This is a genomic window from Pantoea eucrina (genome assembly GCF_002095385.1).
In the GTDB taxonomy this organism is placed as follows: Bacteria; Pseudomonadota; Gammaproteobacteria; order Enterobacterales; family Enterobacteriaceae; genus Pantoea; species Pantoea eucrina.
The window spans coordinates 1-25,455 of record NZ_MIPP01000044.1; the positions used below are offsets into that span (position 1 = coordinate 1).

A 25,455-nucleotide genomic window follows, 5' to 3' on the forward strand; every position below is an offset into this window, starting at 1 on the left:
ATCCGAATTTTTTGCACAACCCCTTTTTTCGATCTTTTTTACTGAGTGGCGAGTTTCTGTTCTTTTCGCTGCGATCGCGAGCGATCCGGTTAAATTTCACCTTGTTCAGCACTGCATTTAGCTGCACGCTGGGAATAATTGATAAAGGAGAAAGATCATGTCAGTAGCCCTGCGCCCTTATAAGTACTCTTTTCCGCAAACCGGCGAGCGTGTCATGGTAGATAGCAGCAGCGTTGTTGTGGGTGATGTCCGGTTAGAGGATGATGTCAGCATCTGGCCGCTGGTCGCGATCCGCGGTGATGTTAATCACGTCATCATTGGTAAAAGAAGCAATATACAGGATGGCAGCGTTCTGCACGTCACGCATAAGTCAGCCACCAATCCCCAGGGATATCCTTTACTGATTGGCGAAGATGTGACGGTCGGGCATAAGGCGATGCTGCATGGCTGTACTATCGGCGATCGCGTGCTGGTCGGCATGGGCTCAATCGTACTGGACGGGGCCATTGTTGAAGAGGATGTCATGATCGGAGCCGGCAGCCTGGTCCCCCCCGGCAAGCGTCTCGTCAGCGGCTATCTCTATTTAGGTAGTCCGGTGAAACAGATTCGCCCGCTTACTGAAGCTGAAATTGCCGGCCTGCTTTACTCATCCGGCAATTACGTCAAATGGAAAGATGATTATCTGAATCAGGAGAGCCAGACCCAGCCCTGATCGCTGATAGCATCCGTCAGAATAAGCTTTTCAGCTTCCTCTTCTATATCCCAGCGATGTGCGCAGAACAGCGCCATCGCCTCTCCTTCACCAAAACGTGCATGAAGCGCGGGCTGAGAAATAGCACAGGTGATTCCCATGCCATTTACCAGAGCAGGAAAGATGACTGCCTGCTGCTGCCGATCCCAGCTTTCCCGTTCAGGAAAATGAATCGCCTGATTCATGGCTGCATGGCTCGCTTTAGTGTATCGATCACCGGCGTAATCTCCGGCATGACACCGTGCCAGAGCTGAAAAGCGTGTGCAGCCTGTCCCACCAGCATGCCCGTGCCATCCGCCAGTGCGCCGGCACCCTGCTGCTTGCACCATAGAAGAAAAGGCGTCAGGCCCGGTTGGTAAAACATGTCATAGCAGCGTACCCCGCGCTCAATCAGCGTGGCAGGTAAAGGTGGGATGTCGCCTGCAACACCGCTGGAGGTGGCATTGATGATCAGATCAAAAGCGTGTGTACTGAGCCGGGCAAAGTTTACTGCCTCAATCTCTCCGCAGTGACTAAACTGTTGCGCCAGCTCTTCAGCACGGCTGGCGGTGCGGTTTACCACCACCAGCGAGCAGCCGGCGGCAAGCAGAGGCTGGATCACACCGCGCGCAGCCCCCCCTGCACCGACCAGCAGGATCCGATCGCCTGGCTGGATCATCTCCAGCCTTTGCAGATCGCTGAGCAGGCCGATCCCGTCGGTGTTATCTCCGAAAAGCGAGCCATCACTTCTCTTATGCAGCGTATTCACTGCGCCAGATAGCCTGGCGCGCTCGCTCAGCGCATCAGCCAGCGACCACGCCTGCTGTTTAAACGGCAGGGTCACGTTAGCCCCCCTCCCCGCCGCAGCGAAAAAGGCGCGCAGCGTCTGCGGAAAAGCATCCAGCGGCGCGCAGACTTGACCATAGCTGTGAGCTATACCGGTTTGCCGGGCAAATTCGCGATGAATAAAGGGGGACTTACTGTGCGCAATCGGATGGCCAAAAACGGCAAAGTTTTCCATCTGTCAGCCCTGGCGAATCAGTTCACCGCTGAGCACATCGCGGATTTCTGAAGGGTTAAGACGCCCTCCGGTGGCTGCCTGCAGCACCGGAAACGCAACGCCAAACTGCTCAGTGACTTCAGCAGCGGTGCGACAGGGCGGCATGCCGGTCAGGTTTGCGCTGGTAGAGACCAGCGGTTTGCCAAAACCACGGCATAATGCCTGAACGTCAGAGTGATTACTGACGCGGATCGCCAGTGAATTGAAACGCCCCGTCAGCCAGCGTGGTGTACTGGATCGCGCCGGCACCACCCAGGTTACCGGACCAGGCCAGGAGGCAAACATGCGTTCGCGCTGCTCCGCTGTCAATTGCTCATCGTCAATATAGGGCGTCAGCTGAGTATAGTCAGCGGCAATCAGGATCAATCCTTTCTCAACCGGCCGTTGTTTCAGCTGCAGCAGCGCCATTACCGCACGTTCGCTGTCAGGGTCGCAGCCAAGGCCAAATACGGCTTCGGTGGGATAAGCGATCACGCGCTGCTGTTTTAGCTGTTCAATGCAAAAGTCAGCGCTTCCTGGAATAGATTGAGACTGGTTCATGATTACTCTTCTTCCTGCACAACGGGCTTGCCGCAGCGTTTACTGGCGCAGAAACGCCTGACGCCCTGTGCAGTTTTCTTTTCTATTAGTAAGGGGAACTGGCAGTGTGGACACGTACCTTCAACCGGCGTGGCGTTAATAGCAAACTGACACTCGGGATAGCGATCGCAGGCGTGAAACGTTTTGCCATAGCGCGAGCGCCGCTGTACCAGCTTACCGCTGGCGCACTGCGGACAGGCAATAGTTGTCACATCAGGTTTATCAACGGCTTCCGTATAGTGGCACTCCGGATAACCGCTGCAGCTGATAAACATGCCAAACCGTCCCTGACGCAGTACTTTGTCTGCACCACACTGCGGGCAGGCATGCCCTTCCAGCACCTTGACGATATGGCCATCCGCCTGATTTTTCATCGGCCGGATATAGTCGCAGGCGGGATAGTTACTACAGCCCAGAAACGGGCCCGTTTTGCCAGAACGTATGACTAATTCTGCCCCGCACGCGGGGCAGGGTTCCTGTTTGCGCACGCTAAACAGCGCTGATTTATTCATATTACCCGGGGTATTCATTACAGATTAATGCAGCATACCTTCATTGACGTCGAATAACAGTTCTTCCATTTGCTGATAGGCATTTTCGCATCCCGGAATATTAAACAGCACCATCAGCACCACCCATTTCAGATCCTGCAGATCGAACTCCAGCGTATCAAGCGCCATAACCCGTTCGATAACCATTTCCCGCGTTTCCATGTTCAGTACCTGAATCTGCTCAAGGAACAGCACGAAACCGCGACACTCTGCATCTAAACGCTGGCTCTCTTCCTCAGTGTAGATACGCATAGAGAGAGGATCGTTTGCCAGTAATACCGGTGCGACCAGCCCCTCCTGGTAATCCGCCAGCCGTTCAAGCCAGTTCAGCGCATTGTAGATATCTTCACGGTGAAAACCGGCGTCAGTTAGATCATCAGTGAGTTTATCCTGATCAACGCGCATCTCAGCTTCGTTATGAATATAGGTTTCAAACAAGTACATAAGTACGTCGAACATGGCATGCCCTCCTCAATCGGACATAGCCGCCGGGTACAGCTGCGATCCATCCTGCTAACTCCAGTTCGAGCAATTGTGCAGCGATGACTGGCACAGGTTGGCCGGCACGTTCAGCGACGACGTCAACAGGTGTAACCTCATCACCTACGTTAGCCAACGTGCTGAGAAATGGCAATGGAACATCGTCACTGAGTTGTGAATATGTTGTGTCCGATTGGTTTACGGGCAGCCACTGCAGCGCAGAGTGCAGATCTTCCAGAATATTATTGGGATGAGCCACCAGCAGTGCGCCCTGCTGTATCAGCCAGTGCACGCCTTCACTGCCGGCGTTACCCAGCGCTCCGGGCAGCGCATAAACATTGCGATTTTGCTCAAGTGCATAACGCGCCGTCACCAGCGAACCGCTTTTCAGCGACGCCTCTACCACCAGCACGCCATAGCTTAAGCCACTGATAATACGGTTACGTCGCGGGAAGTTCACGCCATGCGGCGCACACGTCAGCGGCAGTTCAGAAATAAGCGCACCGCCGTGGCTGATAATGTCGCAGGCCAGCGCCTGATGCTGCTTTGGATAGAGGCACTGTAATCCACTGCCCAGTACCGCCAGCGTCTTTCCTCCGGCAGCCAGCGCGGCACGATGCGCAATACCATCAATACCGCGCGCCAGTCCACTGGTGATAGTCAGGCCACTTACGGCCAGCTGTTGCGTAAACCACTCCCCCCACTCTTTCCCGTAAAGTGAGCAGTTGCGGCTGCCAACCACGGCAAGCTGAGGCTGAGCAAGCGCTGCTGCATCGCCAGCGACAAACAGCGCGGTCGGGTAGCGCGCTGTCTCTTTAAGCCGCTCCGGATAACGAGCATCCGTGCAGTCAATCAGGCTATGCTGCGGCTGCTCCAGCCACGCCAGTGTGTTATCACGCTGGCGCGGGCACAGCACCAGGTAGTGCTGCCGCTGTTGTTCACTCATTCCCTGAGCGCGCAGCCACTCATCATCCACTCTGTCAGCAGCCTTTAACGCCGTCATAAAGCGGTGCGCTTTGTGGCCGCTCAGGCCCCGTACGTTTGCTGCTCTGAGCACTCTTTCCAGCTTTTCCATTTTGCCTTCCATGACCGCCGTATCTGTGCCGTGCAATGCTGTCAATCGGGCCCTGAAAAGTCTACAATATGAACCAGTAATCTTTTCTTTAACGCATATAGATCTGGATATTTATGTCAGTTTTGCAGGTATTACATTTTCCTGACGATCGCCTTCGCAAAATTGCTGCACCGGTTGCAGCAGTTGACGCCGGGGTTCAGCGTATCGTCGATGATATGTTTGAAACGATGTATGCCGAAGAAGGCATTGGCCTGGCGGCTACACAGGTTGATATCCACCAGCGTATTATCGTTATCGATGTCTCTGAAAATCGTGACGAACGCCTGGTGCTCATCAATCCGGAGCTGCTGGAAAAAAGTGGCGAGACCGGTATCGAGGAAGGCTGCCTTTCTATTCCGGAACAGCGTGCATTTGTGCCGCGCGCCGAGCGCGTCAAAGTTCGCGCGCTGGATCGCGACGGTAACAGCTTTGAACTGGAAACGGATGGCCTGCTGGCAATCTGTATTCAGCATGAGATTGACCATCTGGACGGCAAGCTGTTTATCGATTATCTGTCACCGCTGAAACGCCAGCGTATTAAACAGAAACTGGAAAAACTGGCTCGCCAGAATACCCGCGCATCCTGAGAGCGAACAGAAGGCTAAATTGTGTCTGCACCGTTGAAAATTATTTTTGCCGGTACACCTGACTTTGCAGCGCGTCACCTTGACGCGCTGCTTGCATCTGAGCATCAGGTAACCGGCGTCTTTACCCAGCCCGATCGTCCTGCCGGACGCGGCAACAAACTCACTCCCGGCCCGGTAAAAGTGTTAGCCCAGACGCACGGTATACCGGTTTTTCAGCCCAAATCACTCAGGCCGGAAGAGAACCAGCAGCTGGTAGCCGATCTGCAGGCAGATATCATGGTCGTCGTGGCCTATGGGCTGATTCTGCCACAGGCAGTGCTTTCAATGCCCCGGCTCGGTTGCGTGAATGTTCACGGCTCGCTGCTGCCACGCTGGCGCGGCGCGGCGCCGATCCAGCGCGCGCTCTGGGCTGGCGATAGCGAAACCGGTGTGACCATTATGCAGATGGATGCAGGCCTCGACACAGGCAATATGCTGCTCAAACTCAACTGCCCGATTGGTCCGGACGATACCAGCGCTTCGCTTTACGACCGCCTGGCTGAACTGGGGCCGCAGGGCCTGCTGCAAACGCTAACTATGCTGGCGACCAACCGTGCACAGCCAGAGGTACAGGATAACGCTCTGGCGACCTACGCTGAAAAGCTTAGCAAAGAGGAAGCCCGGCTGGACTGGTCGCTGCCGGCGGCGCAGCTGGAGCGCTGCATCCGTGCCTTTAATCCCTGGCCGGTAAGCTATTTTCTTATCGATGATCAACCGGTAAAAGTCTGGCAGGCAACGGTGTTACCGCATCAGGATAAACAGCCGGGCGAAATCCTGCACGCCGATAAGCAGGGCATTCAGATCGCAACCGCGGATGGTGTCTTAAACCTGTTATCCCTGCAGCCAGCTGGCAAAAAACCTATGTCAGCCCAGGACCTGCTCAACTCACGTCGCGAATGGTTCACTCCCGGAACCGTTCTGGCCTGATCCTGTTGCCCGGTACGCGCCGGGCCCAACTGCCTGATGAAATACTATGAAAAAAGCGACTAACCTGCGCAGCCTGGCGGCGCAACTGATCGAACGTGTGGTGGATAAAGGCGAATCGCTCAGCGCTATCCTTCCTGCCGCGCAAAAAACCGTGGCGGACAAAGATGGCGCCCTGCTGCAGGAGTTGTGCTTTGGTGTGACGCGCACATTACCTCAGCTGGAAGCGCTGATCGGCAAGCTGATGGAGCGCCCGTTAACCGGTAAACAGCGCGTGCTGCACTACCTGATTATGGTCGGCCTTTATCAGCTGCTTTATACGCGTATCCCGCCGCATGCCGCGCTGGCGGAAACTGTTGCCGGCGCAGAAGTCCTTAAGCGGGCTAACCTGAAAGGGCTGCTGAATGGCGTGTTACGCCAGTTTCAGCGTCAGCAGGAGAGCCTGCTGGCAGAAGTGGATCAGGCACCGCAACGCTATCTGCATCCTGGCTGGTTACTGAAACGTCTTCAGCACGCCTGGCCGCAGCGGTGGCAGGCGATCACCGAGGCCAACAATCAGCGTCCGCCAATGTGGTTGCGCGTCAATCGCCAGCATCATACGCGTGATGCCTGGCTGGCATTGCTGAATCAGGCGGACAAAAATGGCATCTGCGGCGATGCGCCGGATGCTGTACGTCTGGAATCACCAGCGCCTGTAAGCCAGCTGCCGGGTTTTGAGCAGGGATGGGTTACGGTTCAGGATCTCTCCGCGCAGCGTTGTGCTCTGCTGCTCGAACCTCAGCCAGGCGAACATATACTGGATCTCTGTGCAGCGCCGGGCGGTAAAACCACACATATTCTGGAAGTGGCCCCACAGGCCAGTGTGATGGCAGTTGATATTGATGAGCAGCGCCTGAGCCGCGTGCGGGAAAACCTGCTGCGCCTGAACATGACTGCAGAGGTGCGTCAGGGCGATGGCCGTACGCCTGCCGCCTGGTGTAACGATCTGACATTTGACCGTATCCTGCTTGATGCGCCCTGTTCTGCAACCGGCGTGATACGTCGCCATCCTGATATCAAATGGCTGCGCCGCGATCGGGATATTGCGGAGCTGGCAGCACTGCAGCGTGAAATCCTTAATGCCATCTGGCCACGTCTGAAATCAGGCGGCACGCTGCTGTATGCGACCTGTTCAGTATTGCCGGAAGAGAACCATGAGCAAATCCGCACGTTTCTTGCCGACCATGATGATGCCATCGCGGTGCCGCTGCCGCAGGGGGATGAATATGGCTGGCAGGTATTCCCGCACGCTGACGGCGGTGACGGCTTTTTCTACGCTAAGCTGATAAAAAAATAGTGCGGCGCACGCTAATGAGAGCAACAGAGCGATGAAAATTATTATCCTCGGAGCCGGTCAGGTTGGCGGTACGCTGGCAGAGAATCTGGTGGGTGAAAACAATGACATCACCGTGGTAGACAGCGACCCTTCACGTTTACGCGTGTTGCAGGACAAATTTGACCTGCGCGTTGTCCACGGCCACGGTTCTCATCCGCGTGTCCTGCGTGAAGCGGGCGCAGAAGATGCCGATATGCTGGTTGCCGTAACCAGTTCGGACGAAACCAATATGATCGCCTGTCAGATAGCTTACTCGCTGTTTAATACGCCAAACCGTATTGCGCGTATTCGTGCAGCGGACTATCTGCGCGATGGCGATAAATTATTTACGCCGGAAGCGGTGCCGATTGACCACTTAATCTCTCCTGAACAGCTGGTTATCGACAATATCTATCGTCTTATCCAGTATCCTGGCGCACTTCAGGTGGTCAATTTTGCGGAAGGGAAAGTAAGCCTTGCCGTGGTTAAAGCCTATTATGGCGGCCCGCTGGTCGGCAATCCGCTCTCTATCATGCGTGAGCATATGCCACACATCGATACGCGGGTTGCGGCTATTTTTCGTCAGGATCGCCCTATTCGTCCGCAGGGGTCAACCATTGTTGAAGCGGGTGATGAAGTGTTCTTCATTGCTGCCAGTCAGCACATTCGCGCCGTAATGAGCGAGATGCAGCGGCTGGAAAAGCCTTACAAACGCATCATGCTGGTAGGCGGGGGCAACATCGGTTTTGGTCTTGCGCAGCGGCTGGAAAAACATTACAGCGTTAAACTTATCGAGCGTAACCAGCAGCGCGCCGCTGAACTGGCAGAAAACCTGCAGGACACCATCGTATTTTATGGTGACGCCTCCGATCAGGAGCTGCTGGCTGAAGAGCATGTGGATCAGGTTGATCTTTTTATTGCCGTGACCAATGACGATGAAGCCAACATTATGTCAGCCATGCTGGCTAAAAAGATGGGGGCGAAAAAAGTCATGGTGCTGATACAGCGTCGCGCCTATGTTGACCTGGTGCAGGGCAGCGTAATAGACATCGCCATCTCACCACAGCAGGCCACTATTTCTGCCCTGTTGAGCCACGTACGCAAGGCGGATATTGTGGGCGTTTCGTCACTGCGCCGCGGCATTGCAGAAGCCATTGAAGCGATTGCACATGGCGACGAGAGCACGTCACGCGTGGTTGGCCGGCAGATTGAAAATATTAAATTGCCGCCCGGCACGCTAATTGGCGCCATTGTGCGCGGTGATGAGGTGATTATTGCTAATGCAAACGTCAGAATCGAACAGGGTGATCATGTGATCATGTTTCTGACAGACAAAAAATTTGTTCCGGATGTAGAGCGACTGTTTCAGCCCAGCCCGTTTTTCCTCTGATAATCGCTGGACTGCCTCTCCCTTCGCGGCCTCGCTTTAATGCGCTGCAATAATGGAAAATGCGCTAAGGTTTGTTAGACTTTATCGATTGGCTTAGGCAAGGGAGATAACCATGAGTTTATTCAAAGAGTTTCGCGATTTCGCCATGCGTGGCAACGTAGTGGACCTGGCAGTCGGTGTCGTGATCGGTGCTGCGTTTGGTAAAATTGTTTCATCATTAGTGGCGAATATCATCATGCCTCCGCTGGGCCTGCTGATTGGCGGCGTGGACTTTAAGCAGTTCAGATGGGTGCTGAAACCGGCAGAGGGTGATGTTCCTGCTGTGGTGATGGAGTATGGTAATTTTATCCAGACCGTATTTGATTTTGTCATTATTGCATTCGCGATTTTCATGGCGATTAAAGTAATGAACAAACTCTATACCAAAAAAGAAGTAGAGAAGCCGGCACCGAAGCCTTCCAGCGAAGAAGTACTGCTCACGGAAATCCGTGATTTGCTGAAGCAGCAGAATACAAAGATCTGATAAAAAAGCCGCCTGACTCAGGCGGCTTTTTTTATGCCATAGCAGAAGGCCAGTGATAAACAGTGTTGCTTATCGCTGGCCTCCCGCTGCTGTCCCTTTGCATGCTTCTCTTTACGACGATAGCTGCCCTTACCTTTCTGGTTACGCTCGATCCGCTGACGATAAAGCGGGTCATGCAGTAACGCCTCCAGCGCATTATCATTGATGATCCCTTTGCGATGCTGATAGTGACTCATACCTTTCTCCTGATAAATTTCGGGGGTAACTTTACTCTTTTTGTCCGGCGTTGCAATCTTTACCGCAGCACGCTTCTGGCTGCGGATCGTTGCCTGTCTCCAGCGCTTCAAGAATAGAACAGCAGGCGGAGCTGTGTTGCTCGCCGCAGCAGGTTTGCGCCAGCCGCTGCAGTGAACGCTGAATGATCTGCAGTTCCGCGATAACATGATCAACCTCTTCCAGCCTGCTGGCCACGATCGCTTTTGACTCCTGACAGGTGTGATGATCGGGTTCGATCCTGATCGACAGTAATCCCCGAATCGCTTCCAGAGTAAAACCAAGCTGACGTCCGTAGCGAATGAACCGCAGACGCTGCAGATCTTTATCGCTGTAAAGACGAAAGCCGCCTCCGGTGCGCATTCTGTGCTCCATCAGCTGCTGCTTTTCATAAAAACGAATGGTGTCCGGCGTGACTTCCGCAAGCCGGGCGAGTTGACCAATGCGATACACGCTATTCACCCTGCTTAAGACGTTGAGCAATATCAGCACGATAACGGCTGTATAAAAATTCGGTGCTCAGGCCAGCCTGCTGCAGTTTACTTTCAAGGAGAATGAGGCGCCGGGTAATTTCAGCGTGAGAAGGTTCTTCTGCATCAAGCGTCTGCAACAGCTTGTGCAGTTCAAGCGCCTCTTTCCGGGCTTCAAGCTCAGGCGGAAGATAGCCGGCATTCTTTAACAGACGATACGCGGTACGCAGTTCAGGGGGAACTGCGCTGTCATCATCCAGCTGTAACGGCGCACCCTCACCAGGAAGGTTGCTTAGTTCACCTTTTGCCTGAGCTTCACGAATGTGCTGTTCCGCCAGTTGATCGATTAACCACATAGCACTCTCCTGTCGATATCTGTCAATGACTCAGGAAATCATAGCGGATGACAAATTTCAGGCAATAAAAAACCCGCCGGAGCGGGTTTTCTACGATACTGCAGATTACTCTGCAGCAGCTTCTGCTTGAGCTTCTGGACGATCAACCAGCTCGATGTAAGCCATCGGAGCGTTGTCACCAGCACGGAAGCCACACTTCAGAATACGAGTGTAACCACCGGCACGGCTCGCGAAACGCGGGCCCAGCTCGTTAAACAGTTTTGCCACGATCTCGTTATCACGAGTGCGGGCGAATGCCAGACGACGATTAGCTACGCTGTCGGTCTTGGCAAGAGTAATCAGCGGCTCAACTACGCGACGCAGTTCTTTGGCTTTCGGCAGAGTCGTTTTGATGATCTCATGACGAACCAGAGAACCAGCCATGTTGCGGAACATAGCCTGACGATGGCTGCTGTTGCGGTTCAGTTGACGACCACTCTTACGATGGCGCATGACCTTATCCTTCTCAGTGAAACCTTAACCTGTGATCGGGTTATTCATCAGCGATGCTTGCTGGCGGCCAGTTTTCCAGGCGCATGCCCAGAGACAGACCACGTGAAGCGAGCACATCTTTAATCTCAGTAAGAGATTTTTTACCGAGGTTAGGCGTTTTAAGCAGCTCAACCTCAGTACGCTGTACCAGATCACCGATGTAGTGGATAGCTTCTGCCTTAAGGCAGTTAGCAGAGCGGACAGTCAATTCCAGATCGTCAACAGGGCGCAGCAGGATCGGATCGAATTCTGGTTTCTCTTCTTTCACTTCCGGCTGACGTACGTCACGTAAATCAACGAAAGCTTCCAGTTGTTCTGCCAGGATGGTAGCCGCACGACGAATCGCCTCTTCAGGATCGATTGTGCCGTTGGTTTCCATTTCGATGACCAGCTTGTCCAGGTCGGTGCGCTGCTCTACACGCGCTGCTTCAACATTGTAGGCGATACGGTCTACAGGGCTGTAGCAAGCGTCGACCAGCAGGCGGCCGATTGGGCGCTCATCTTCTTCCGAATGAATTCGGGCAGACGCCGGCACATAACCACGACCACGCTGAACTTTGATACGCATGCTAATAGATGCGTTTTCATCGGTCAGATGGCAGATCACATGCTGCGGCTTGACGATTTCGACATCACCATCATGGGTGATGTCGGCTGCAGTCACAGGGCCAATGCCAGATTTATTCAAAGTAAGGATGACTTCATCTTTACCCTGAACTCTTACCGCCAGCCCTTTCAGGTTGAGCAGGATTTCCAGGATATCTTCCTGAACGCCCTCTTTGGTGGAGTACTCGTGCAGCACGCCATCAATTTCAACCTCGGTCACCGCGCAACCCGGCATGGAAGAAAGCAGAATACGGCGCAGTGCGTTACCAAGAGTATGGCCAAAGCCACGCTCTAATGGTTCAAGGGTCACCTTGGCGTGCGTCGAACTCACTTGCTCGATATCTACCAGGCGCGGTTTTAGAAACTCTGTCACAGAACCCTGCATTGTGTCCTCTCTTTGGTACTAAGCTTTACTTAGAGTAAAGCTCGACGATCAGGTGTTCGTTAATGTCCGCAGACAGATCAGTACGCTCAGGCATACGCTTGAACACACCTTCCATCTTGGTCGCATCAACTTCCAGCCAGGTTGGCTTTTCACGCTGCTCAGCCAGCTCCAGAGCGGCCTTCACGCGAGATTGCTTTTTGGCTTTCTCACGGATGCTTACGACATCATTCGGAGATACCTGATAAGAAGCGATGTTAACAACGCGGCCATTTACCAGAATAGATTTGTGGCTAACCAGCTGACGTGCTTCTGCACGAGTGGCGCCAAAGCCCATACGGTAAACTACGTTATCCAGACGACCTTCCAGCAGAGCTAACAGGTTTTCACCGGTGTTGCCTTTCAGACGTGCTGCTTCTTTATAGTAGTTACGGAACTGACGCTCCAGCACGCCGTACATACGACGAACTTTCTGCTTTTCACGTAACTGACCGCCGTAATCAGACAGACGCGGTTTACGCGCACCATGCTGACCAGGGGCTTGTTCAATTTTGCACTTGGAATCAATCGCGCGAACGCCAGACTTAAGGAATAAGTCGGTACCCTCGCGACGGCTCAGCTTGAGCTTAGGACCCAAATATCTTGCCATTTTCTTTCTCCAACTAACCTAAAAAACGGGGCGTTATACGCGACGTTTTTTCGGCGGACGACAACCGTTGTGAGGGATCGGAGTCACATCAGTAATATTCGTGATGCGGAAACCAGCAGCGTTCAGAGCACGAATCGTAGATTCGCGGCCTGGACCTGGACCCTTAACCATAACTTCCAGGTTCTTAATACCGTAATCTTTTACCGCTTCTGCACAGCGCTCTGCAGCGACCTGAGCAGCGAATGGAGTAGATTTACGTGAACCGCGGAAACCGGAACCACCGGCGGTTGCCCAACCCAGCGCGTTACCCTGACGATCGGTAATAGTTACGATGGTGTTGTTAAAAGACGCATGGACATGAGCCACGCCATCTGAGACTTGTTTTCTTACACGCTTACGTGCACGAACTGGTGCCTTTGCCATTATTTACTCACCCCGATTATTTCTTGATCGGTTTACGCGGACCTTACGGGTACGTGCGTTGGTCTTAGTACGCTGACCGCGAACCGGCAGACCACGACGATGGCGTAAACCACGGTAGCAACCAAGGTCCATAAGACGCTTGATGCTCAGGGTGATTTCACGGCGCAGATCACCTTCAACAACGAATTTACCAACTGCTTCACGCAGCTGATCAATCTGTTCTTCAGACAGCTCACTGATCTTAACATTTTCAGCAATGCCCGTTTCAACGCAGATAGCTTTGGAACGAGTTTTGCCGATACCGAAGATCGAAGTTAATGCGATAACGGTATGTTTATGATCAGGAATGTTAATGCCTGCTATACGGGCCACTATGCACTCCTATAATTAAATAAATGCGAACCATGCTGAAAAGCCCGTTTTCAGGATACTCAAATGGAAACGCATCGACATACAAAAGATTGGCTGGCTAATCTAGCCAGCTCAACCCGACTTTGCAAGAAAAATATGTGACTTAATCAGCCCTGGCGCTGTTTATGCTTAGGCTCGGCGCTGCAGATCACACGTACGACACCGTCGCGACGAATGATTTTGCAGTTACGACATAATTTCTTGACGGAAGCACGAACTTTCATTTTTACTCTCCGTAACTTCTCAAGCTACTGAATTAACGGCCATAGCCTTTCAGGTTAGCTTTTTTCAATGCAGACTCATACTGACTAGACATCATCAGAGTTTGCACTTGAGCCATAAAGTCCATGATGACGACCACTACAATCAGCAGTGAAGTACCGCCGAAGTAGAAGGGAACCTTCATGGCATCACGCATGAACTCCGGGATCAGGCAGATAAAAGTAATATACAGCGCACCGATTAAGGTGAGTCGTGTCATAACTTTATCGATATACTTCGCCGTTTGCTCTCCCGGACGAATTCCCGGTACGAATGCACCAGACTTCTTCAGGTTATCTGCTGTTTCACGCGGGTTAAACACCAACGCCGTATAGAAGAAACAGAAGAAGATGATTGCAGTCGCATAGAGTAGCACATAAAGCGGCTGTCCTGGCTGCAAATACAGCGAAATTGTTGTCAGCCAGTTCCAACCACTACCGCTCCCGAACCAGGATGCTATCGTTGCCGGGAACAGAATAATGCTGGAAGCGAAGATAGCTGGAATGACACCTGCCATATTCACTTTCAACGGTAAATGTGTGCTCTGTGCAGCATATACACGACGCCCCTGCTGACGCTTAGCGTAGTTGACCACGATACGACGCTGGCCACGCTCAACGAAAATAACAAAGAACGTCACTGCAAATACAAGAACTGCAACCAACAGCAACAGAAGAAAGTGCAGGTCGCCTTGCCGCGCTTGCTCGATGGTATGGCCAATGGCCGGCGGAAGACCCGCAACAATACCTGCGAAGATAATGATTGAGATACCGTTACCGATACCTCGTTCAGTAATCTGTTCGCCCAGCCACATCAGGAACATTGTCCCGGTAACCAGACTCACAACAGCGGTAAAGTAGAATGCGAAGCCCGGATTTAACACCAGGCCCTGCATTCCTGGCATATTCGGCAGACCGGTAGCGATACCGATCGACTGAAATATGGCCAAAACCAGGGTGCCATAGCGGGTGTACTGGCTAATCTTACGACGGCCAGCCTCACCCTCTTTCTTAATCTCTGCCAGGGCGGGATGAACCACCGTCAGCAGCTGGATAATAATAGAGGCCGAAATATACGGCATAATACCCAGCGCGAAGATTGAGGCACGACTGAGAGCACCACCAGAGAACATGTTGAACATTTCAATGATGGTGCCACGCTGTTGCTCAAGCAGTTTGGCAAGTACAGTGGCATCGATACCGGGGATTGGAATAAAAGAGCCAATGCGGAAGACAATCAGTGCACCGATTACAAACAATAGTCTGCGCTTCAGTTCACCAAAGCCCCCTTTGGCGCTTTGAAAATCTAATCCCGGTTGCTTTGCCATCTGCTACTTATTCCTCGATTTTACCGCCAGCAGCTTCGATTGCAGCACGAGCACCTTTGGTGACACGCAGTCCACGAATCGTTACCGGTGTAGTAACTTCACCAGACAGAATCACTTTCGCGAATTCAATCTGAACACCGATGATGTTGGCTGCTTTCAGCGTGTTCAGGTCAACAATACCGCCTTCCACTTTCGCCAGATCAGACAGACGAACTTCAGTCGTCACGAATGATTTGCGTGAAGTGAAGCCGAACTTCGGCAGACGACGGTACAGAGGCATCTGACCACCCTCGAAACCACGACGTACGCCACCGCCAGAACGTGAGTTCTGACCTTTGTGACCACGACCGCCGGTTTTGCCGAGGCCAGAACCGATACCACGACCCAGACGCTTGGAAGCGTGTTTAGACCCTTCGGCCGGAGACAGAGTGTTTAAACGCATCTCTTACTCCTCCACTTTCAGCATGTAGGAAATCGCGTTGACCATACCGCGTACAGCAGGCGTGTCTTCACGCTCAACGGTGTGACCAATACGACGCAGACCCAGGCCAATCAGAGTGGCTTTGTGCTTAGGCAGGCGGCCGATTGAACTGCGGGTTTGTGTAATTTTAATAGTCTTAGCCATCGTGATTACCCCAGAATTTCTTCAACGGATTTACCACGCTTGGCAGCGACCATTTCCGGAGATTTCATATTGCCCAGACCATCAATAGTTGCACGAACCACGTTAATCGGGTTGGTGGAACCATATGCTTTAGCCAGAACGTTATGAACTCCAGCGACTTCCAGGACGGCGCGCATTGCACCACCGGCGATGATACCGGTACCTTCAGAAGCCGGCTGCATGAACACACGAGAACCCGTGTGCGCACCTTTTACAGGGTGCTGCAGGGTGCCGTGAGTCAGCGCGACGTTAATCATATTGCGACGGGCTTTTTCCATCGCTTTCTGGATCGCTGCTGGAACTTCACGCGCTTTACCGTAACCAAAACCCACGCGGCCGTTGCCATCACCCACTACAGTCAGTGCGGTGAAGGAGAAAATACGACCACCTTTCACAGTTTTAGAAACACGGTTTACCGCGATCAATTTTTCCTGCAGTTCGCCAGCTTGTTTCTCGATGTGTGCCATCTTAGACCTCTACCTTAGAACTGAAGGCCAGCTTCACGAGCAGCATCTGCAAGTGCCTGGACGCGACCATGATATTGGAACCCGGAACGATCGAAAGAAACATCTTTGATGCCTTTTTCGATAGCGCGCTCAGCCAGAGCTTTACCTACAGCTGCAGCGGCGTCTTTGTTACCGGTATACTTCAGTTGTTCAGCGATAGCTTTTTCTACAGTAGAAGCAGCAACCAGAACTTCGGAACCGTTCGGGGCGATTACCTGTGCGTAAATGTGACGCGGGGTACGATGTACCACCAGGCGAGTAGCACCCAGCTCTTTGAGCTTGCGACGTGCACGGGTCGCACGACGGATACGAGCAGATTTCTTATCCATAGTGTTACCTTACTTCTTCTTAGCCTCTTTGGTACGCACGACTTCGTCGGCGTAACGAACACCCTTGCCTTTATAAGGCTCAGGACGACGGTAGGCGCGCAGATCAGCTGCAACCTGTCCGATAACCTGCTTATCAGCGCCTTTCAGCACGATTTCAGTTTGAGTCGGACATTCAGCAGTGATGCCGGCCGGCAGTGCATGTTCAACAGGGTGAGAGAAGCCCAGGGCCAGACTCACAGAGTTGCCTTTAACAGCTGCACGATAACCAACACCAACCAGTTGCAGCTTCTTAGTGAAGCCGTCGGTAACACCGATAACCATGCCGTTCAGCAGTGCACGAGCAGTACCTGCCTGTGCCCAACCATCCGCATAACCTTTGCGTGGAGCAAAAGTCAGGGTGTTGTCTTCCTGCTTGATTTCAACAGCATTGTTGATAGTACGAGTCAGCTCGCCGTTTTTGCCTTTGATCGAAACTTCCTGACCGTTGAGTTTTACCTCTACGCCGGCAGGAATAACGACAGGTGCTTTTGCAACACGAGACATTTTATTCCTCCGATTACGCTACGTAGCAGATAATTTCGCCACCAAGACCAGCCTGGCGCGCTGCACGATCAGTCATGACACCTTTAGAGGTAGAAATTACAGCAATACCCATACCAGCCATCACTTTTGGCAGCTCATCTTTTCTTTTATAGATGCGCAGACCAGGACGGCTAACACGTTGAATGCTTTCTACAACAGCTTTACCCTGGAAATACTTAAGAGTCAGTTCCAGTTCCGGCTTGATGTCGCCTTCGATTTTAAAATCTTCAATATAGCCTTCTTCCTTCAGCACGTTGGCAATTGCCACTTTCAGCTTGGAGGAAGGCATAGAGACCGCAACTTTGTTCGCGGCCTGACCGTTACGGATACGGGTCAGCATATCCGCGATCGGATCTTGCATGCTCATCTGTGTTACTCCCGTGATTCAAATGGTGACAATTACCAGCTAGCCTTTTTAAGACCCGGGATTTCACCGCGCATAGCGGCTTCACGGACCTTGATACGGCTCAACCCAAACTTCCGCAGGAAACCGTGCGGACGACCTGTCTGACGGCAGCGGTTACGCTGACGGGAAGGGCTGGAATCACGCGGCAGACTCTGCAGCTTGAGAACGGCATTCCAACGATCTTCGTCAGATGCGTTCACATCAGAAATGATTGCTTTCAGCTCAACGCGTTTTGCGAAGAACTTGTCTGCTAATTTCACACGCTTAACTTCGCGTGCTTTCATAGATTGCTTAGCCATTAAGTAACCCTACCTTACTTGCGGAACGGGAAGTCAAAGGCAGCCAGCAGTGCACGGCCTTCATCATCAGATTTCGCAGTAGTGGTAATGGTAATATCCAAACCACGAACGCGATCGACTTTGTCGTAGTCGATTTCTGGGAAGATGATCTGCTCACGTACGCCCATGCTGTAGTTACCACGACCGTCGAAAGACTTCGCAGAAAGACCGCGGAAGTCACGAATACGTGGTACAGCAATAGTGATCAGACGCTCAAAGAACTCCCACATGCGTTCGCCACGCAGAGTTACTTTACAGCCGATCGGATAGCCCTGACGGATTTTGAAGCCTGCAACTGATTTGCGTGCTTTGGTGATCAGCGGTTTTTGACCGGAGATTGCTGCCAGATCGGCTGCTGCGTTATCCAGCAGTTTCTTGTCAGCGATCGCTTCACCAACACCCATGTTCAGGGTGATCTTCTCGACCCGAGGGACTTGCATGACAGAATTGTAGCCAAACTCTGTCATGAGTTTCTGGACTACTTCGTCTTTGTAGTAATCATGCAGTTTCGCCATCGTACTACTCCAAATTACTTGATAGTTTCGCTGTTAGACTTGAAGAAACGGACTTTTTTGCCGTCTTCGAATCTAAAGCCTACACGGTCAGCCTTGCCGGTTGCCGCATTGAAGATTGCAACGTTAGAAACCTGAATTGCAGCTTCTTTTTCAACGATGCCACCTGGCTGGTTCAGAGCCGGAACCGGCTTCTGGTGTTTCTTAACCAGGTTGATACCTTCAACGATGACTTTACCAGAAGTCAGGACGTTCTTTACTTTACCGCGCTTACCTTTGTCTTTACCGGTAAGAACAATAACTTCGTCGTTACGACGGATTTTAGCTGCCATTGCTCGCTCCTTAGAGTACTTCTGGTGCCAGAGAGATAATTTTCATGAACTTTTCATTGCGAAGTTCACGAGTTACCGGCCCAAAAATACGCGTTCCGATTGGCTGCTCACTGTTATTGTTCAGAATAACGCATGCATTGCCATCGAAGCGAATGACAGAACCGTCCGGGCGACGAACACCCTTCCTGGTGCGCACCACTACCGCTTTCAGGACATCACCTTTTTTCACCTTGCCACGAGGAATTGCTTCCTTGATGGTCACTTTGATGATATCGCCGACGCCTGCGTAGCGACGGTGCGAGCCACCCAGAACCTTGATACACATTACGCGACGTGCACCGGAGTTGTCGGCGACGTTCAGCATAGTCTGTTCTTGGATCATTTTAGTGCTCCGCTAATGTCAACTACTACTTCGGGACCCAAACCTCAGGTCGTTAAAAAGCCCCATAATTGAGGGCGCGGCATTATAACACCGGATCTCGCAGATGGGTAGAAAAAATGAACGGCTCGCGAGAGCCGTTCATTTTGTTTTTAGAGGAAACGAATTCTATTACAGAATCGCTTTCTCTACAACGCGAACCAGAGTCCAGGACTTAGTCTTGGAAAGTGGACGGGTTTCGCGGATCTCAACCACGTCACCAATACCACACTCATTGTTCTCGTCATGGATGTGCAGCTTAGTCGTACGTTTGATGAATTTACCGTAGATCGGGTGCTTCACGAAACGTTCGATAGCGACAACAGCAGATTTCTGCATTTTGTCACTAACAACACGACCTTGCAGAGTACGGATTTTATCGGTCATTACGCCGCCTTCTCAGTCAGTAAAGTCTTAACGCGCGCAACATCACGGCGAACTTGCTTCAGCAGATGGGTCTGCTGCAGCTGGCCAGATGCTGCCTGCATGCGCAGGTTAAACTGCTCACGCAGGAGGTTAAGCAGCTCAGTGTTCAGCTCTTCAACGCTTTTTTCACGCAGCTCAGTTGCTTTCATTACATCACCGTCTTAGTTACAAAGGTGGTTTTGATAGGCAGTTTTGCTGCTGCCAGCTTGAAGGCTTCACGGGCCAGCTCTTCCGGTACGCCGTCCATTTCATACAGGACTTTACCAGGCTGAATCAGGGCAACCCAATACTCAACGTTACCCTTACCTTTACCCATACGCACTTCCAGCGGCTTCTCGGTGATCGGTTTGTCCGGGAATACACGGATCCAGATCTTACCTTGACGCTTAACTGCACGGGTCATAGCACGACGTGCTGCTTCGATCTGACGAGCGGTCAGACGACCACGGCCAACAGCTTTCAGACCGAAAGTACCGAAGCTAACATCCGTACCCTGCGCCAGACCGCGGTTACGGCCTTTGTGCACTTTACGGAATTTTGTACGCTTTGGTTGTAACATCAGCGACTCTCCTTACTTACGGCCTTTACGCTGCTGCTTTTTAGGTTGAGCAGCCGGTTCCGGTTGTTCAACAGCAGCCATACCACCCAGGATCTCACCTTTGAAGATCCATACCTTAACGCCGATTACACCATAAGTGGTGTGCGCTTCAGAGGTGTTGTAGTCAATGTCCGCACGCAGAGTGTGCAGCGGTACGCGACCTTCACGATACCATTCGGTACGTGCGATCTCAGCACCACCAAGACGGCCGCTGACTTCAACTTTAATACCTTTAGCGCCCAGACGCATTGCGTTCTGTACAGCACGCTTCATAGCACGACGGAACATCACACGACGCTCCAGCTGTGAAGTGATGCTGTCAGCAACCAATTTAGCGTCCAGTTCCGGTTTACGGACTTCGGCGATATTGATCTGAGCAGGAACGCCAGCGATATTCGCGACGACCGTACGCAGTTTTTCTACGTCTTCACCTTTCTTACCGATAACGATACCCGGGCGAGCGGTGTGAATGGTCACACGGATGCTCTTAGCCGGACGCTCGATAACGATACGAGATACAGACGCTTTAGCCAGTTCTTTAGTCAGGAACTGACGTACTTTAAAATCGCTGTCGAGGTTGTCAGCGAATTCTTTGGTGTTCGCAAACCAGGTAGAGTTCCATGGTTTTACAATACCCAGGCGAATACCATTAGGATGTACTTTCTGACCCATTGCTAGTCTCCAGAGTCTCAGCGATCGGACACAACCACAGTAATGTGGCTGGTGCGCTTCAGGATGCGATCTGCACGACCTTTTGCACGCGGCATAATGCGCTTCATGCTTGGGCCTTCGTCTACGAAAATTTTCGCAACTTTCAGATCGTCGATATCAGCGCCATCGTTGTGTTCGGCGTTAGCAATGGCAGATTCCAGGACTTTCTTAACCAGTACAGCCGCTTTCTTGTTGGTGTAAGTCAGAATATCCAGAGCCTGCGACACTTTCTTACCGCGAATCAGGTCTGCCACCAGGCGAACCTTCTGAGCAGAAGAACGAGCATGGCGATGTTGAGCAATAGTTTCCATCTCTTCCTCCTACTTATTTCTTCTTGGCTTTCTTATCTGCAGCATGGCCGCGATAAGTACGTGTCGGTGCGAATTCGCCCAGCTTGTGACCAACCATTTCGTCGGAAACAAAGACTGGAACGTGCTGACGACCATTATGGACAGCGATGGTCAAACCGATCATGTTAGGGAAGATCGTTGAACGACGGGACCAAGTGCGCAGGGGCTTCTTGTCACCGCTTTCCACCGCTTTCTCTACCTTCTTCAGCAAGTGCAGGTCAATAAAAGGACCTTTCTTGAGAGAACGTGGCATGGCTTATCCTCTAAAATTATTTGCTACGGCGACGTACGATAAATTTATCAGTACGCTTGTTGCTACGGGTCTTCTTACCTTTGGTCTGAACGCCCCACGGTGAAACCGGGTGCTTACCAAAGTTACGACCTTCACCACCACCGTGCGGGTGATCGACTGGGTTCATCGCAGTACCGCGAACGGTAGGACGAACACCGCGCCAACGGGCTGCACCGGCTTTACCCAGAACGCGCAGCATGTGCTCAGCGTTACCGACTTCGCCCAGGGTTGCGCGGCAGTCAGATTCGACTTTACGCATTTCGCCTGAACGCAGACGCAGGGTCACGTAAGAACCTTCACGCGCAACGATCTGCACGTAAGCACCAGCAGAGCGAGCAATCTGACCGCCTTTGCCTGGTTTCATTTCTACGTTATGCACGGTAGAACCAACTGGGATGTTACGCATCGGCAGGGTGTTACCTGCTTTAATCGCAGCATCAACGCCAGACTGAATCTGGTCGCCAGCTTTCAGGCCTTTAGGGGCCAGAATGTAACGGCGCTCGCCATCTTTGTACAGAACCAGTGCGATGTTCGCAGAACGGTTCGGATCGTACTCAAGACGCTCAACAACTGCCGGGATACCATCTTTGTTGCGTTTGAAGTCAACAATACGGTAAGCCTGCTTGTGACCACCACCGATATGACGGGTAGTGATACGACCATTGTTGTTACGACCACCGGATTTGCTGTTTTTTTCAACCAGCGCGGCAAATGGTTTGCCTTTGTGCAGCTCAGGGTTCACCACTTTAACTACGTGGCGACGACCCGGAGATGTCGGTTTACATTTAACAACTGCCATTGTCTTTCTCCTCCGACTTACTCAGCGCCGCCGACGAAGTCCAGGTTCTGGCCTTCCTTCAGGGTAACGTAAGCTTTTTTCCAGTCGTTACGACGACCGATACGCTGTCCGTGACGCTTAACTTTACCCTTAACAACCAGGGTGTTTACGTCTTTAACTTCTACTTCGAACAGTTTCTCAACAGCAGCAACGATCTCTGCTTTGGTCGCATCTTTCGCAACTTTGAGAACGATGGTATTGGTTTTTTCCATCGCGCTTGATGCTTTTTCAGATACGTGCGGCGCGCGCAGTACTTTCAGCAGACGTTCTTCACGGATCATGCCAGCATCTCCTCAACTTGCTTAACTGCTTCAGCAGTCATAACGACTTTGTCGAAGGCGATCAGGCTAACTGGGTCGATACTTGCTGCGTCACGCACGTCAACCTTGTACAGGTTACGCGCAGCCAGGAACAGATTTTCATCCAGTTCACCGGTGATGATCAGCACGTCTTCCAGCGCCATGTCTTTCAGTTTCTGTACCAGCAGCTTGGTTTTCGGTGCTTCTACAGAGAACGACTCGACAACGATCAGACGGTCCTGACGTACCAGCTCGGACAGAATGCTTTTCAGCGCGCCGCGGTACATCTTTTTGTTAACTTTTTGACTGTGGTCCTGTGGACGAGCAGCGAAGGTCACGCCACCTGAACGCCAGATCGGGCTCTTAACAGAACCTGAACGCGCACGGCCGGTACCTTTCTGGCGCCACGGCTTTTTGCCTGAACCAGTTACTTCAGCACGAGTCTTCTGCGCACGAGTACCCTGACGAGCACCTGCGGCATAAGCAACAACAACCTGGTGAACCAGCGCTTCGTTGAAATCACGACCGAAGGTAGTTTCGGAAACAGTCAGCGCGCTCTGCGCGTCTTTCAGTACTAATTCCATTGCTATCCCCTTACGCCTTCACAGCTGGTTTAACAATCAGGTCGCTGCCGGTTGCACCCGGGACAGCACCTTTGACCAGCAGCAGGTTGCGCTCAGCGTCAACACGTACTACTTCCAGGCTCTGAACGGTTACGCGCTCGTTACCCAGCTGACCAGCCATTTTCTTGCCTTTGAACACTTTGCCCGGAGTCTGGTTCTGACCGATAGAACCCGGAACGCGGTGAGACAAGGAGTTACCGTGTGTAGCGTCCTGGGTACGGAAGTTCCAGCGCTTAACGGTACCTGCGAAACCTTTACCTTTAGAGGTACCGGTAACGTCTACTTTTTTAACGTCAGCGAAAATTTCAACACTGATGCTCTGGCCTACGGAGTACTCTTCACCTTCGGTGCGGAATTCCCACAGACCACGGCCAGCTTCAACGCCAGCTTTAGCAAAATGACCTGCTTCCGGCTTGCTCACACGGTTTGCTTTTTTAGCACCGGTGGTAACCTGGATCGCCTGGTAACCATCGTTTTCCAGACCTTTGACCTGGGTAACGCGGTTTGCTTCAACTTCGATTACGGTTACTGGGATTGAAACGCCTTCTTCAGTGAAGATGCGAGTCATGCCCACTTTTTTACCGACTAAACCAATCATTGTATCAACCTCTCAATCGCTCGATGACCTGATTAACCCAGGCTGATCTGCACGTCAACACCGGCAGCCAGATCCAGACGCATCAGAGCATCAACGGTTTTTTCAGTTGGCTCAACGATGTCTACCAGACGCTTGTGAGTGCGGATTTCGTACTGATCACGCGCATCTTTGTTAACGTGCGGAGAGATCAGAACGGTGAAGCGCTCTTTGCGGGTTGGCAGCGGAATTGGACCACGAACCTGCGCACCAGTGCGCTTGGCAGTCTCAACGATTTCCGCGGTTGATTGATCGATCAGACGATGATCAAACGCTTTAAGACGGATACGGATTCTTTGGTTCGACATGAGACCAAGGCTCCAAACATTTTATAAACGAAAAGAATTACTACCCGCACCCATTACGATTGATGGGGGAGTGTAATCGTTCAGCATATAACTCCCCAATTGGGAGTATTGTCAGGCGACACACCTAGCACTGTCGCCTGCGATTCTGCTCGAATCGCGCCATACCAATGTCGGCAGGCCGGCGTATTATACGTAATTACGCTCAGGAAGCAACCCGTGCTCTGTTTTTAACCATAAAAATTCAGGCAAAAGAAAACCCGCCGGGCACGACTGCCGGGCGGGTTTACAGAACAGGTATGCGCAGGCCGCTATTCGTCCGCCTTTTCGCTGATTTGCGACTGCAGGTAGTTCTGCAGGCCAATTTTCTGAATCAGATCGAGCTCGGTTTCAAGAAAGTCGATGTGATGCTCTTCATCAGCCAGGATTTCAATCATCATGTCCCGGCTCACGTAGTCGTGAACTTTATCCGCCCACGCAATGGCTTCACGCAGGTCTTTTGCCCCTTCCAGCTCCAGCTGCAAATCGGACTGCAGCATTTCGGGCACGTCCTCACCTATGCGCAGACGTCCCAGATCCTGCAGATTAGGGATACCTTCGAGAAAGAGAATACGCTCAATGTATTTGTCGGCATGCTTCATCTCATCGATCGATTCGTGGTATTCGATATCGTTGAGGCGCATCAGCCCCCAGTTTTTAAACATGCGCGCATGCAGAAAATACTGGTTAATCGCGACCAGCTCATTTCCAAGCAGTTTGTTGAGATGTGCAATGACTTTGACGTCGCCCTTCATATCACCCCTCCCCTCTTCAGTTAACCAGATAGTAGATGCAGAGAGAAAGAAGTCAAAAAGGCGTGACAGTTTTTGTGGGTATTACGACATTCTGCGCGTAATGTCAGGCGATCTCTTTATAGAGCGGTGCATGCTGCAGTTCATCATCCATGATTTCGCGCGCTGCCCGGATGCATTTACCACACTGCTTCCCGACCGGGACCAGCTGGCGCAGCTGCTGGATCGATTTTGGCTGATAGCGGCGCACTACTTCACGCAGCGTTTTATCACTCACACCATTACACAGACAAACGTACATTTCAGATTCAACTCCGGTACAATTTCTGATCAAAGTGTAAATGAGAATGGTTGCTATTACAACGCAGGGTTTGTAGGGTTATCGATTGGTATGCTGATTTTGACAGGCAAAAAAAAAGAGCACCGAAGTGCTCTTTCTGATTGCTACGGCAGCAGTAAAAAACCGCTGCCGGCGTTAACA

General features: G+C 52.0%; 44 protein-coding genes and 1 pseudogene. 6 read left to right on the forward strand and 39 right to left on the reverse strand.

The genetic code is table 11. From position 1 onward, the window contains the following. Positions 1-157 precede the first annotated feature (157 nt). Positions 158-712, forward strand: coding sequence for a gamma carbonic anhydrase family protein (locus HA43_RS15670; protein ID WP_094112086.1), 555 nt, complete (start codon positions 158-160; stop codon positions 710-712). On the opposite strand, the gene HA43_RS15675 is transcribed toward HA43_RS15670, so the two are convergent. Genes HA43_RS15675 through dprA form a run of 6 tightly spaced genes read right to left on the reverse strand, consistent with a single transcriptional unit; the run spans position 688 to position 4,475 of the window. Further along, on the reverse strand, positions 688-936 hold the full coding sequence (locus HA43_RS15675) for a DUF1488 family protein (RefSeq protein WP_071668691.1): 249 nt from the start codon (positions 934-936) through the stop codon (positions 688-690). The two genes, HA43_RS15670 and HA43_RS15675, sit on opposite strands and share 25 nt — an antisense overlap. Further along, positions 933-1,751: a shikimate dehydrogenase gene (aroE, locus tag HA43_RS15680; protein WP_094112087.1), complete on the reverse strand. Its 819-nt coding sequence runs from the start codon at positions 1,749-1,751 to the stop codon at positions 933-935. The genes HA43_RS15675 and aroE overlap by 4 nt, the downstream gene beginning before the upstream one ends. A 3-nt stretch (positions 1,752-1,754) precedes the next feature. Continuing rightward, positions 1,755-2,330, reverse strand: a complete 576-nt coding sequence (gene tsaC / locus HA43_RS15685; protein WP_094112088.1) for an L-threonylcarbamoyladenylate synthase type 1 TsaC — start codon at positions 2,328-2,330, stop codon at positions 1,755-1,757. Positions 2,331-2,332: 2 nt separating this feature from the next. Next, on the reverse strand, positions 2,333-2,881 hold the full coding sequence (locus HA43_RS15690; protein ID WP_094112091.1) for a DNA topoisomerase family protein: 549 nt from the start codon (positions 2,879-2,881) through the stop codon (positions 2,333-2,335). 24 nt (positions 2,882-2,905) lie between these two features. Continuing rightward, positions 2,906-3,379 (reverse strand): DUF494 family protein Smg, encoded by a 474-nt coding sequence (gene smg / locus HA43_RS15695; protein WP_039380755.1) that lies wholly within the window; start codon positions 3,377-3,379, stop codon positions 2,906-2,908. Further along, on the reverse strand, positions 3,351-4,475 hold the full coding sequence (gene dprA / locus HA43_RS15700; RefSeq protein ID WP_094112092.1) for a DNA-protecting protein DprA: 1,125 nt from the start codon (positions 4,473-4,475) through the stop codon (positions 3,351-3,353). Before dprA ends, smg begins: the two co-directional genes overlap by 29 nt. Before the next feature lie 113 nt (positions 4,476-4,588). Between dprA and def the strand changes: the two genes are divergently transcribed. The 5 genes from def (at position 4,589) to mscL (ending at position 9,331) form a co-directional block, all read left to right on the forward strand. Further along, positions 4,589-5,101, forward strand: coding sequence for a peptide deformylase (def, locus tag HA43_RS15705; protein WP_039380757.1), 513 nt, complete (start codon positions 4,589-4,591; stop codon positions 5,099-5,101). Between the two features lie 21 nt (positions 5,102-5,122). After that, positions 5,123-6,067 (forward strand): methionyl-tRNA formyltransferase, encoded by a 945-nt coding sequence (fmt, locus tag HA43_RS15710; protein WP_094112089.1) that lies wholly within the window; start codon positions 5,123-5,125, stop codon positions 6,065-6,067. A 46-nt stretch (positions 6,068-6,113) separates the two neighbouring features. Beyond that, positions 6,114-7,400, forward strand: coding sequence for a 16S rRNA (cytosine(967)-C(5))-methyltransferase RsmB (gene rsmB, locus HA43_RS15715; RefSeq protein WP_094112090.1), 1,287 nt, complete (start codon positions 6,114-6,116; stop codon positions 7,398-7,400). Between the two features lie 31 nt (positions 7,401-7,431). Then, positions 7,432-8,808 (forward strand): Trk system potassium transporter TrkA, encoded by a 1,377-nt coding sequence (gene trkA, locus HA43_RS15720; protein WP_039380765.1) that lies wholly within the window; start codon positions 7,432-7,434, stop codon positions 8,806-8,808. A gap of 112 nt (positions 8,809-8,920) precedes the next feature. Beyond that, positions 8,921-9,331 (forward strand): large-conductance mechanosensitive channel protein MscL, encoded by a 411-nt coding sequence (mscL, locus tag HA43_RS15725; protein ID WP_039380768.1) that lies wholly within the window; start codon positions 8,921-8,923, stop codon positions 9,329-9,331. Between the two features lie 17 nt (positions 9,332-9,348). On the opposite strand, the gene HA43_RS15730 is transcribed toward mscL, so the two are convergent. From HA43_RS15730 to bfd, 33 genes and pseudogenes are all read right to left on the reverse strand, one after another. Beyond that, positions 9,349-9,567 (reverse strand): alternative ribosome-rescue factor A, encoded by a 219-nt coding sequence (locus HA43_RS15730; protein ID WP_039380772.1) that lies wholly within the window; start codon positions 9,565-9,567, stop codon positions 9,349-9,351. 31 nt (positions 9,568-9,598) lie between these two features. Beyond that, on the reverse strand, positions 9,599-10,057 hold the full coding sequence (gene zntR / locus HA43_RS15735; protein WP_039380774.1) for a Zn(2+)-responsive transcriptional regulator: 459 nt from the start codon (positions 10,055-10,057) through the stop codon (positions 9,599-9,601). Between the two features lies 1 nt (position 10,058). Beyond that, positions 10,059-10,430 carry a DnaJ family domain-containing protein gene (locus HA43_RS15740; protein ID WP_039380777.1) on the reverse strand — a complete coding sequence of 124 codons (372 nt, stop codon included), beginning with the start codon at positions 10,428-10,430 and terminating at the stop codon, positions 10,059-10,061. Positions 10,431-10,535: 105 nt separating this feature from the next. Then, entirely contained in the window at positions 10,536-10,922 is a 387-nt protein-coding gene (gene rplQ / locus HA43_RS15745; RefSeq protein ID WP_003850180.1) for a 50S ribosomal protein L17, read from the reverse strand. Positions 10,923-10,962: 40 nt separating this feature from the next. After that, positions 10,963-11,952, reverse strand: a complete 990-nt coding sequence (locus tag HA43_RS15750) for a DNA-directed RNA polymerase subunit alpha (RefSeq protein ID WP_007891688.1) — start codon at positions 11,950-11,952, stop codon at positions 10,963-10,965. Between the two features lie 25 nt (positions 11,953-11,977). Continuing rightward, positions 11,978-12,598 carry a 30S ribosomal protein S4 gene (gene rpsD, locus HA43_RS15755; protein ID WP_039380782.1) on the reverse strand — a complete coding sequence of 207 codons (621 nt, stop codon included), beginning with the start codon at positions 12,596-12,598 and terminating at the stop codon, positions 11,978-11,980. Positions 12,599-12,631: 33 nt separating this feature from the next. Further along, the gene (gene rpsK, locus HA43_RS15760; RefSeq protein WP_004160563.1) at positions 12,632-13,021 is read right to left on the reverse strand and encodes a 30S ribosomal protein S11; all 390 of its coding nucleotides are present in this window, start codon (positions 13,019-13,021) and stop codon (positions 12,632-12,634) included. A gap of 16 nt (positions 13,022-13,037) precedes the next feature. After that, positions 13,038-13,393, reverse strand: a pseudogene (gene rpsM / locus HA43_RS15765) (30S ribosomal protein S13). A 146-nt stretch (positions 13,394-13,539) separates the two neighbouring features. Continuing rightward, positions 13,540-13,656, reverse strand: coding sequence for a 50S ribosomal protein L36 (gene rpmJ, locus HA43_RS15770; protein WP_004160566.1), 117 nt, complete (start codon positions 13,654-13,656; stop codon positions 13,540-13,542). A gap of 32 nt (positions 13,657-13,688) precedes the next feature. Beyond that, a complete protein-coding gene (secY, locus tag HA43_RS15775) occupies positions 13,689-15,020 on the reverse strand; it encodes a preprotein translocase subunit SecY (protein ID WP_039380787.1) in 1,332 nt (443 codons plus the stop codon). A 7-nt stretch (positions 15,021-15,027) separates the two neighbouring features. Beyond that, positions 15,028-15,462: a 50S ribosomal protein L15 gene (gene rplO, locus HA43_RS15780; protein WP_039380790.1), complete on the reverse strand. Its 435-nt coding sequence runs from the start codon at positions 15,460-15,462 to the stop codon at positions 15,028-15,030. Between the two features lie 3 nt (positions 15,463-15,465). Further along, on the reverse strand, positions 15,466-15,645 hold the full coding sequence (gene rpmD, locus HA43_RS15785; RefSeq protein WP_039380794.1) for a 50S ribosomal protein L30: 180 nt from the start codon (positions 15,643-15,645) through the stop codon (positions 15,466-15,468). Between the two features lie 5 nt (positions 15,646-15,650). After that, on the reverse strand, positions 15,651-16,151 hold the full coding sequence (gene rpsE, locus HA43_RS15790; RefSeq protein WP_013510759.1) for a 30S ribosomal protein S5: 501 nt from the start codon (positions 16,149-16,151) through the stop codon (positions 15,651-15,653). A 14-nt stretch (positions 16,152-16,165) separates the two neighbouring features. Continuing rightward, positions 16,166-16,519, reverse strand: a complete 354-nt coding sequence (gene rplR / locus HA43_RS15795) for a 50S ribosomal protein L18 (RefSeq protein WP_013510760.1) — start codon at positions 16,517-16,519, stop codon at positions 16,166-16,168. A 9-nt stretch (positions 16,520-16,528) separates the two neighbouring features. Further along, positions 16,529-17,062, reverse strand: coding sequence for a 50S ribosomal protein L6 (gene rplF / locus HA43_RS15800; RefSeq protein ID WP_039380801.1), 534 nt, complete (start codon positions 17,060-17,062; stop codon positions 16,529-16,531). Between the two features lie 13 nt (positions 17,063-17,075). Beyond that, positions 17,076-17,468 carry a 30S ribosomal protein S8 gene (rpsH, locus tag HA43_RS15805; RefSeq protein WP_065648467.1) on the reverse strand — a complete coding sequence of 131 codons (393 nt, stop codon included), beginning with the start codon at positions 17,466-17,468 and terminating at the stop codon, positions 17,076-17,078. A gap of 32 nt (positions 17,469-17,500) precedes the next feature. Beyond that, positions 17,501-17,806 carry a 30S ribosomal protein S14 gene (rpsN, locus tag HA43_RS15810; RefSeq protein WP_039380805.1) on the reverse strand — a complete coding sequence of 102 codons (306 nt, stop codon included), beginning with the start codon at positions 17,804-17,806 and terminating at the stop codon, positions 17,501-17,503. A gap of 14 nt (positions 17,807-17,820) precedes the next feature. Further along, a complete protein-coding gene (gene rplE, locus HA43_RS15815; RefSeq protein ID WP_013510763.1) occupies positions 17,821-18,360 on the reverse strand; it encodes a 50S ribosomal protein L5 in 540 nt (179 codons plus the stop codon). A 14-nt stretch (positions 18,361-18,374) separates the two neighbouring features. Further along, complete coding sequence (gene rplX, locus HA43_RS15820; RefSeq protein ID WP_021508218.1) at positions 18,375-18,689, reverse strand: 50S ribosomal protein L24; 315 nt, start codon at positions 18,687-18,689, stop codon at positions 18,375-18,377. Between the two features lie 10 nt (positions 18,690-18,699). Continuing rightward, positions 18,700-19,071 (reverse strand): 50S ribosomal protein L14, encoded by a 372-nt coding sequence (rplN, locus tag HA43_RS15825; RefSeq protein ID WP_038629760.1) that lies wholly within the window; start codon positions 19,069-19,071, stop codon positions 18,700-18,702. 168 nt (positions 19,072-19,239) lie between these two features. Continuing rightward, positions 19,240-19,494 (reverse strand): 30S ribosomal protein S17, encoded by a 255-nt coding sequence (rpsQ, locus tag HA43_RS15830; protein WP_010618568.1) that lies wholly within the window; start codon positions 19,492-19,494, stop codon positions 19,240-19,242. After that, the gene (rpmC, locus tag HA43_RS15835; RefSeq protein WP_021508217.1) at positions 19,494-19,682 is read right to left on the reverse strand and encodes a 50S ribosomal protein L29; all 189 of its coding nucleotides are present in this window, start codon (positions 19,680-19,682) and stop codon (positions 19,494-19,496) included. The genes rpsQ and rpmC overlap by 1 nt, the downstream gene beginning before the upstream one ends. Then, positions 19,682-20,092: a 50S ribosomal protein L16 gene (rplP, locus tag HA43_RS15840; RefSeq protein ID WP_002438716.1), complete on the reverse strand. Its 411-nt coding sequence runs from the start codon at positions 20,090-20,092 to the stop codon at positions 19,682-19,684. Before rplP ends, rpmC begins: the two co-directional genes overlap by 1 nt. A gap of 12 nt (positions 20,093-20,104) precedes the next feature. Continuing rightward, a complete protein-coding gene (gene rpsC / locus HA43_RS15845; RefSeq protein ID WP_009087585.1) occupies positions 20,105-20,803 on the reverse strand; it encodes a 30S ribosomal protein S3 in 699 nt (232 codons plus the stop codon). 17 nt (positions 20,804-20,820) lie between these two features. Next, positions 20,821-21,153 (reverse strand): 50S ribosomal protein L22, encoded by a 333-nt coding sequence (gene rplV, locus HA43_RS15850; protein ID WP_007891659.1) that lies wholly within the window; start codon positions 21,151-21,153, stop codon positions 20,821-20,823. Between the two features lie 13 nt (positions 21,154-21,166). Next, positions 21,167-21,445: a 30S ribosomal protein S19 gene (gene rpsS, locus HA43_RS15855; RefSeq protein ID WP_001138115.1), complete on the reverse strand. Its 279-nt coding sequence runs from the start codon at positions 21,443-21,445 to the stop codon at positions 21,167-21,169. A 16-nt stretch (positions 21,446-21,461) separates the two neighbouring features. After that, complete coding sequence (gene rplB / locus HA43_RS15860; protein WP_039380813.1) at positions 21,462-22,283, reverse strand: 50S ribosomal protein L2; 822 nt, start codon at positions 22,281-22,283, stop codon at positions 21,462-21,464. A 17-nt stretch (positions 22,284-22,300) separates the two neighbouring features. Continuing rightward, positions 22,301-22,603 carry a 50S ribosomal protein L23 gene (gene rplW / locus HA43_RS15865; protein WP_039380816.1) on the reverse strand — a complete coding sequence of 101 codons (303 nt, stop codon included), beginning with the start codon at positions 22,601-22,603 and terminating at the stop codon, positions 22,301-22,303. Further along, on the reverse strand, positions 22,600-23,205 hold the full coding sequence (gene rplD / locus HA43_RS15870) for a 50S ribosomal protein L4 (RefSeq protein ID WP_039380819.1): 606 nt from the start codon (positions 23,203-23,205) through the stop codon (positions 22,600-22,602). Before rplD ends, rplW begins: the two co-directional genes overlap by 4 nt. Before the next feature lie 10 nt (positions 23,206-23,215). After that, positions 23,216-23,842: a 50S ribosomal protein L3 gene (gene rplC / locus HA43_RS15875; RefSeq protein WP_071668687.1), complete on the reverse strand. Its 627-nt coding sequence runs from the start codon at positions 23,840-23,842 to the stop codon at positions 23,216-23,218. Between the two features lie 32 nt (positions 23,843-23,874). Further along, positions 23,875-24,186 carry a 30S ribosomal protein S10 gene (rpsJ, locus tag HA43_RS15880; RefSeq protein ID WP_006120582.1) on the reverse strand — a complete coding sequence of 104 codons (312 nt, stop codon included), beginning with the start codon at positions 24,184-24,186 and terminating at the stop codon, positions 23,875-23,877. Positions 24,187-24,494: 308 nt separating this feature from the next. Next, positions 24,495-24,977, reverse strand: coding sequence for a bacterioferritin (bfr, locus tag HA43_RS15885; protein ID WP_039380825.1), 483 nt, complete (start codon positions 24,975-24,977; stop codon positions 24,495-24,497). A 103-nt stretch (positions 24,978-25,080) separates the two neighbouring features. Then, entirely contained in the window at positions 25,081-25,275 is a 195-nt protein-coding gene (bfd, locus tag HA43_RS15890; protein ID WP_039380828.1) for a bacterioferritin-associated ferredoxin, read from the reverse strand. Between the last annotated feature and the right edge of the window lie 180 nt (positions 25,276-25,455).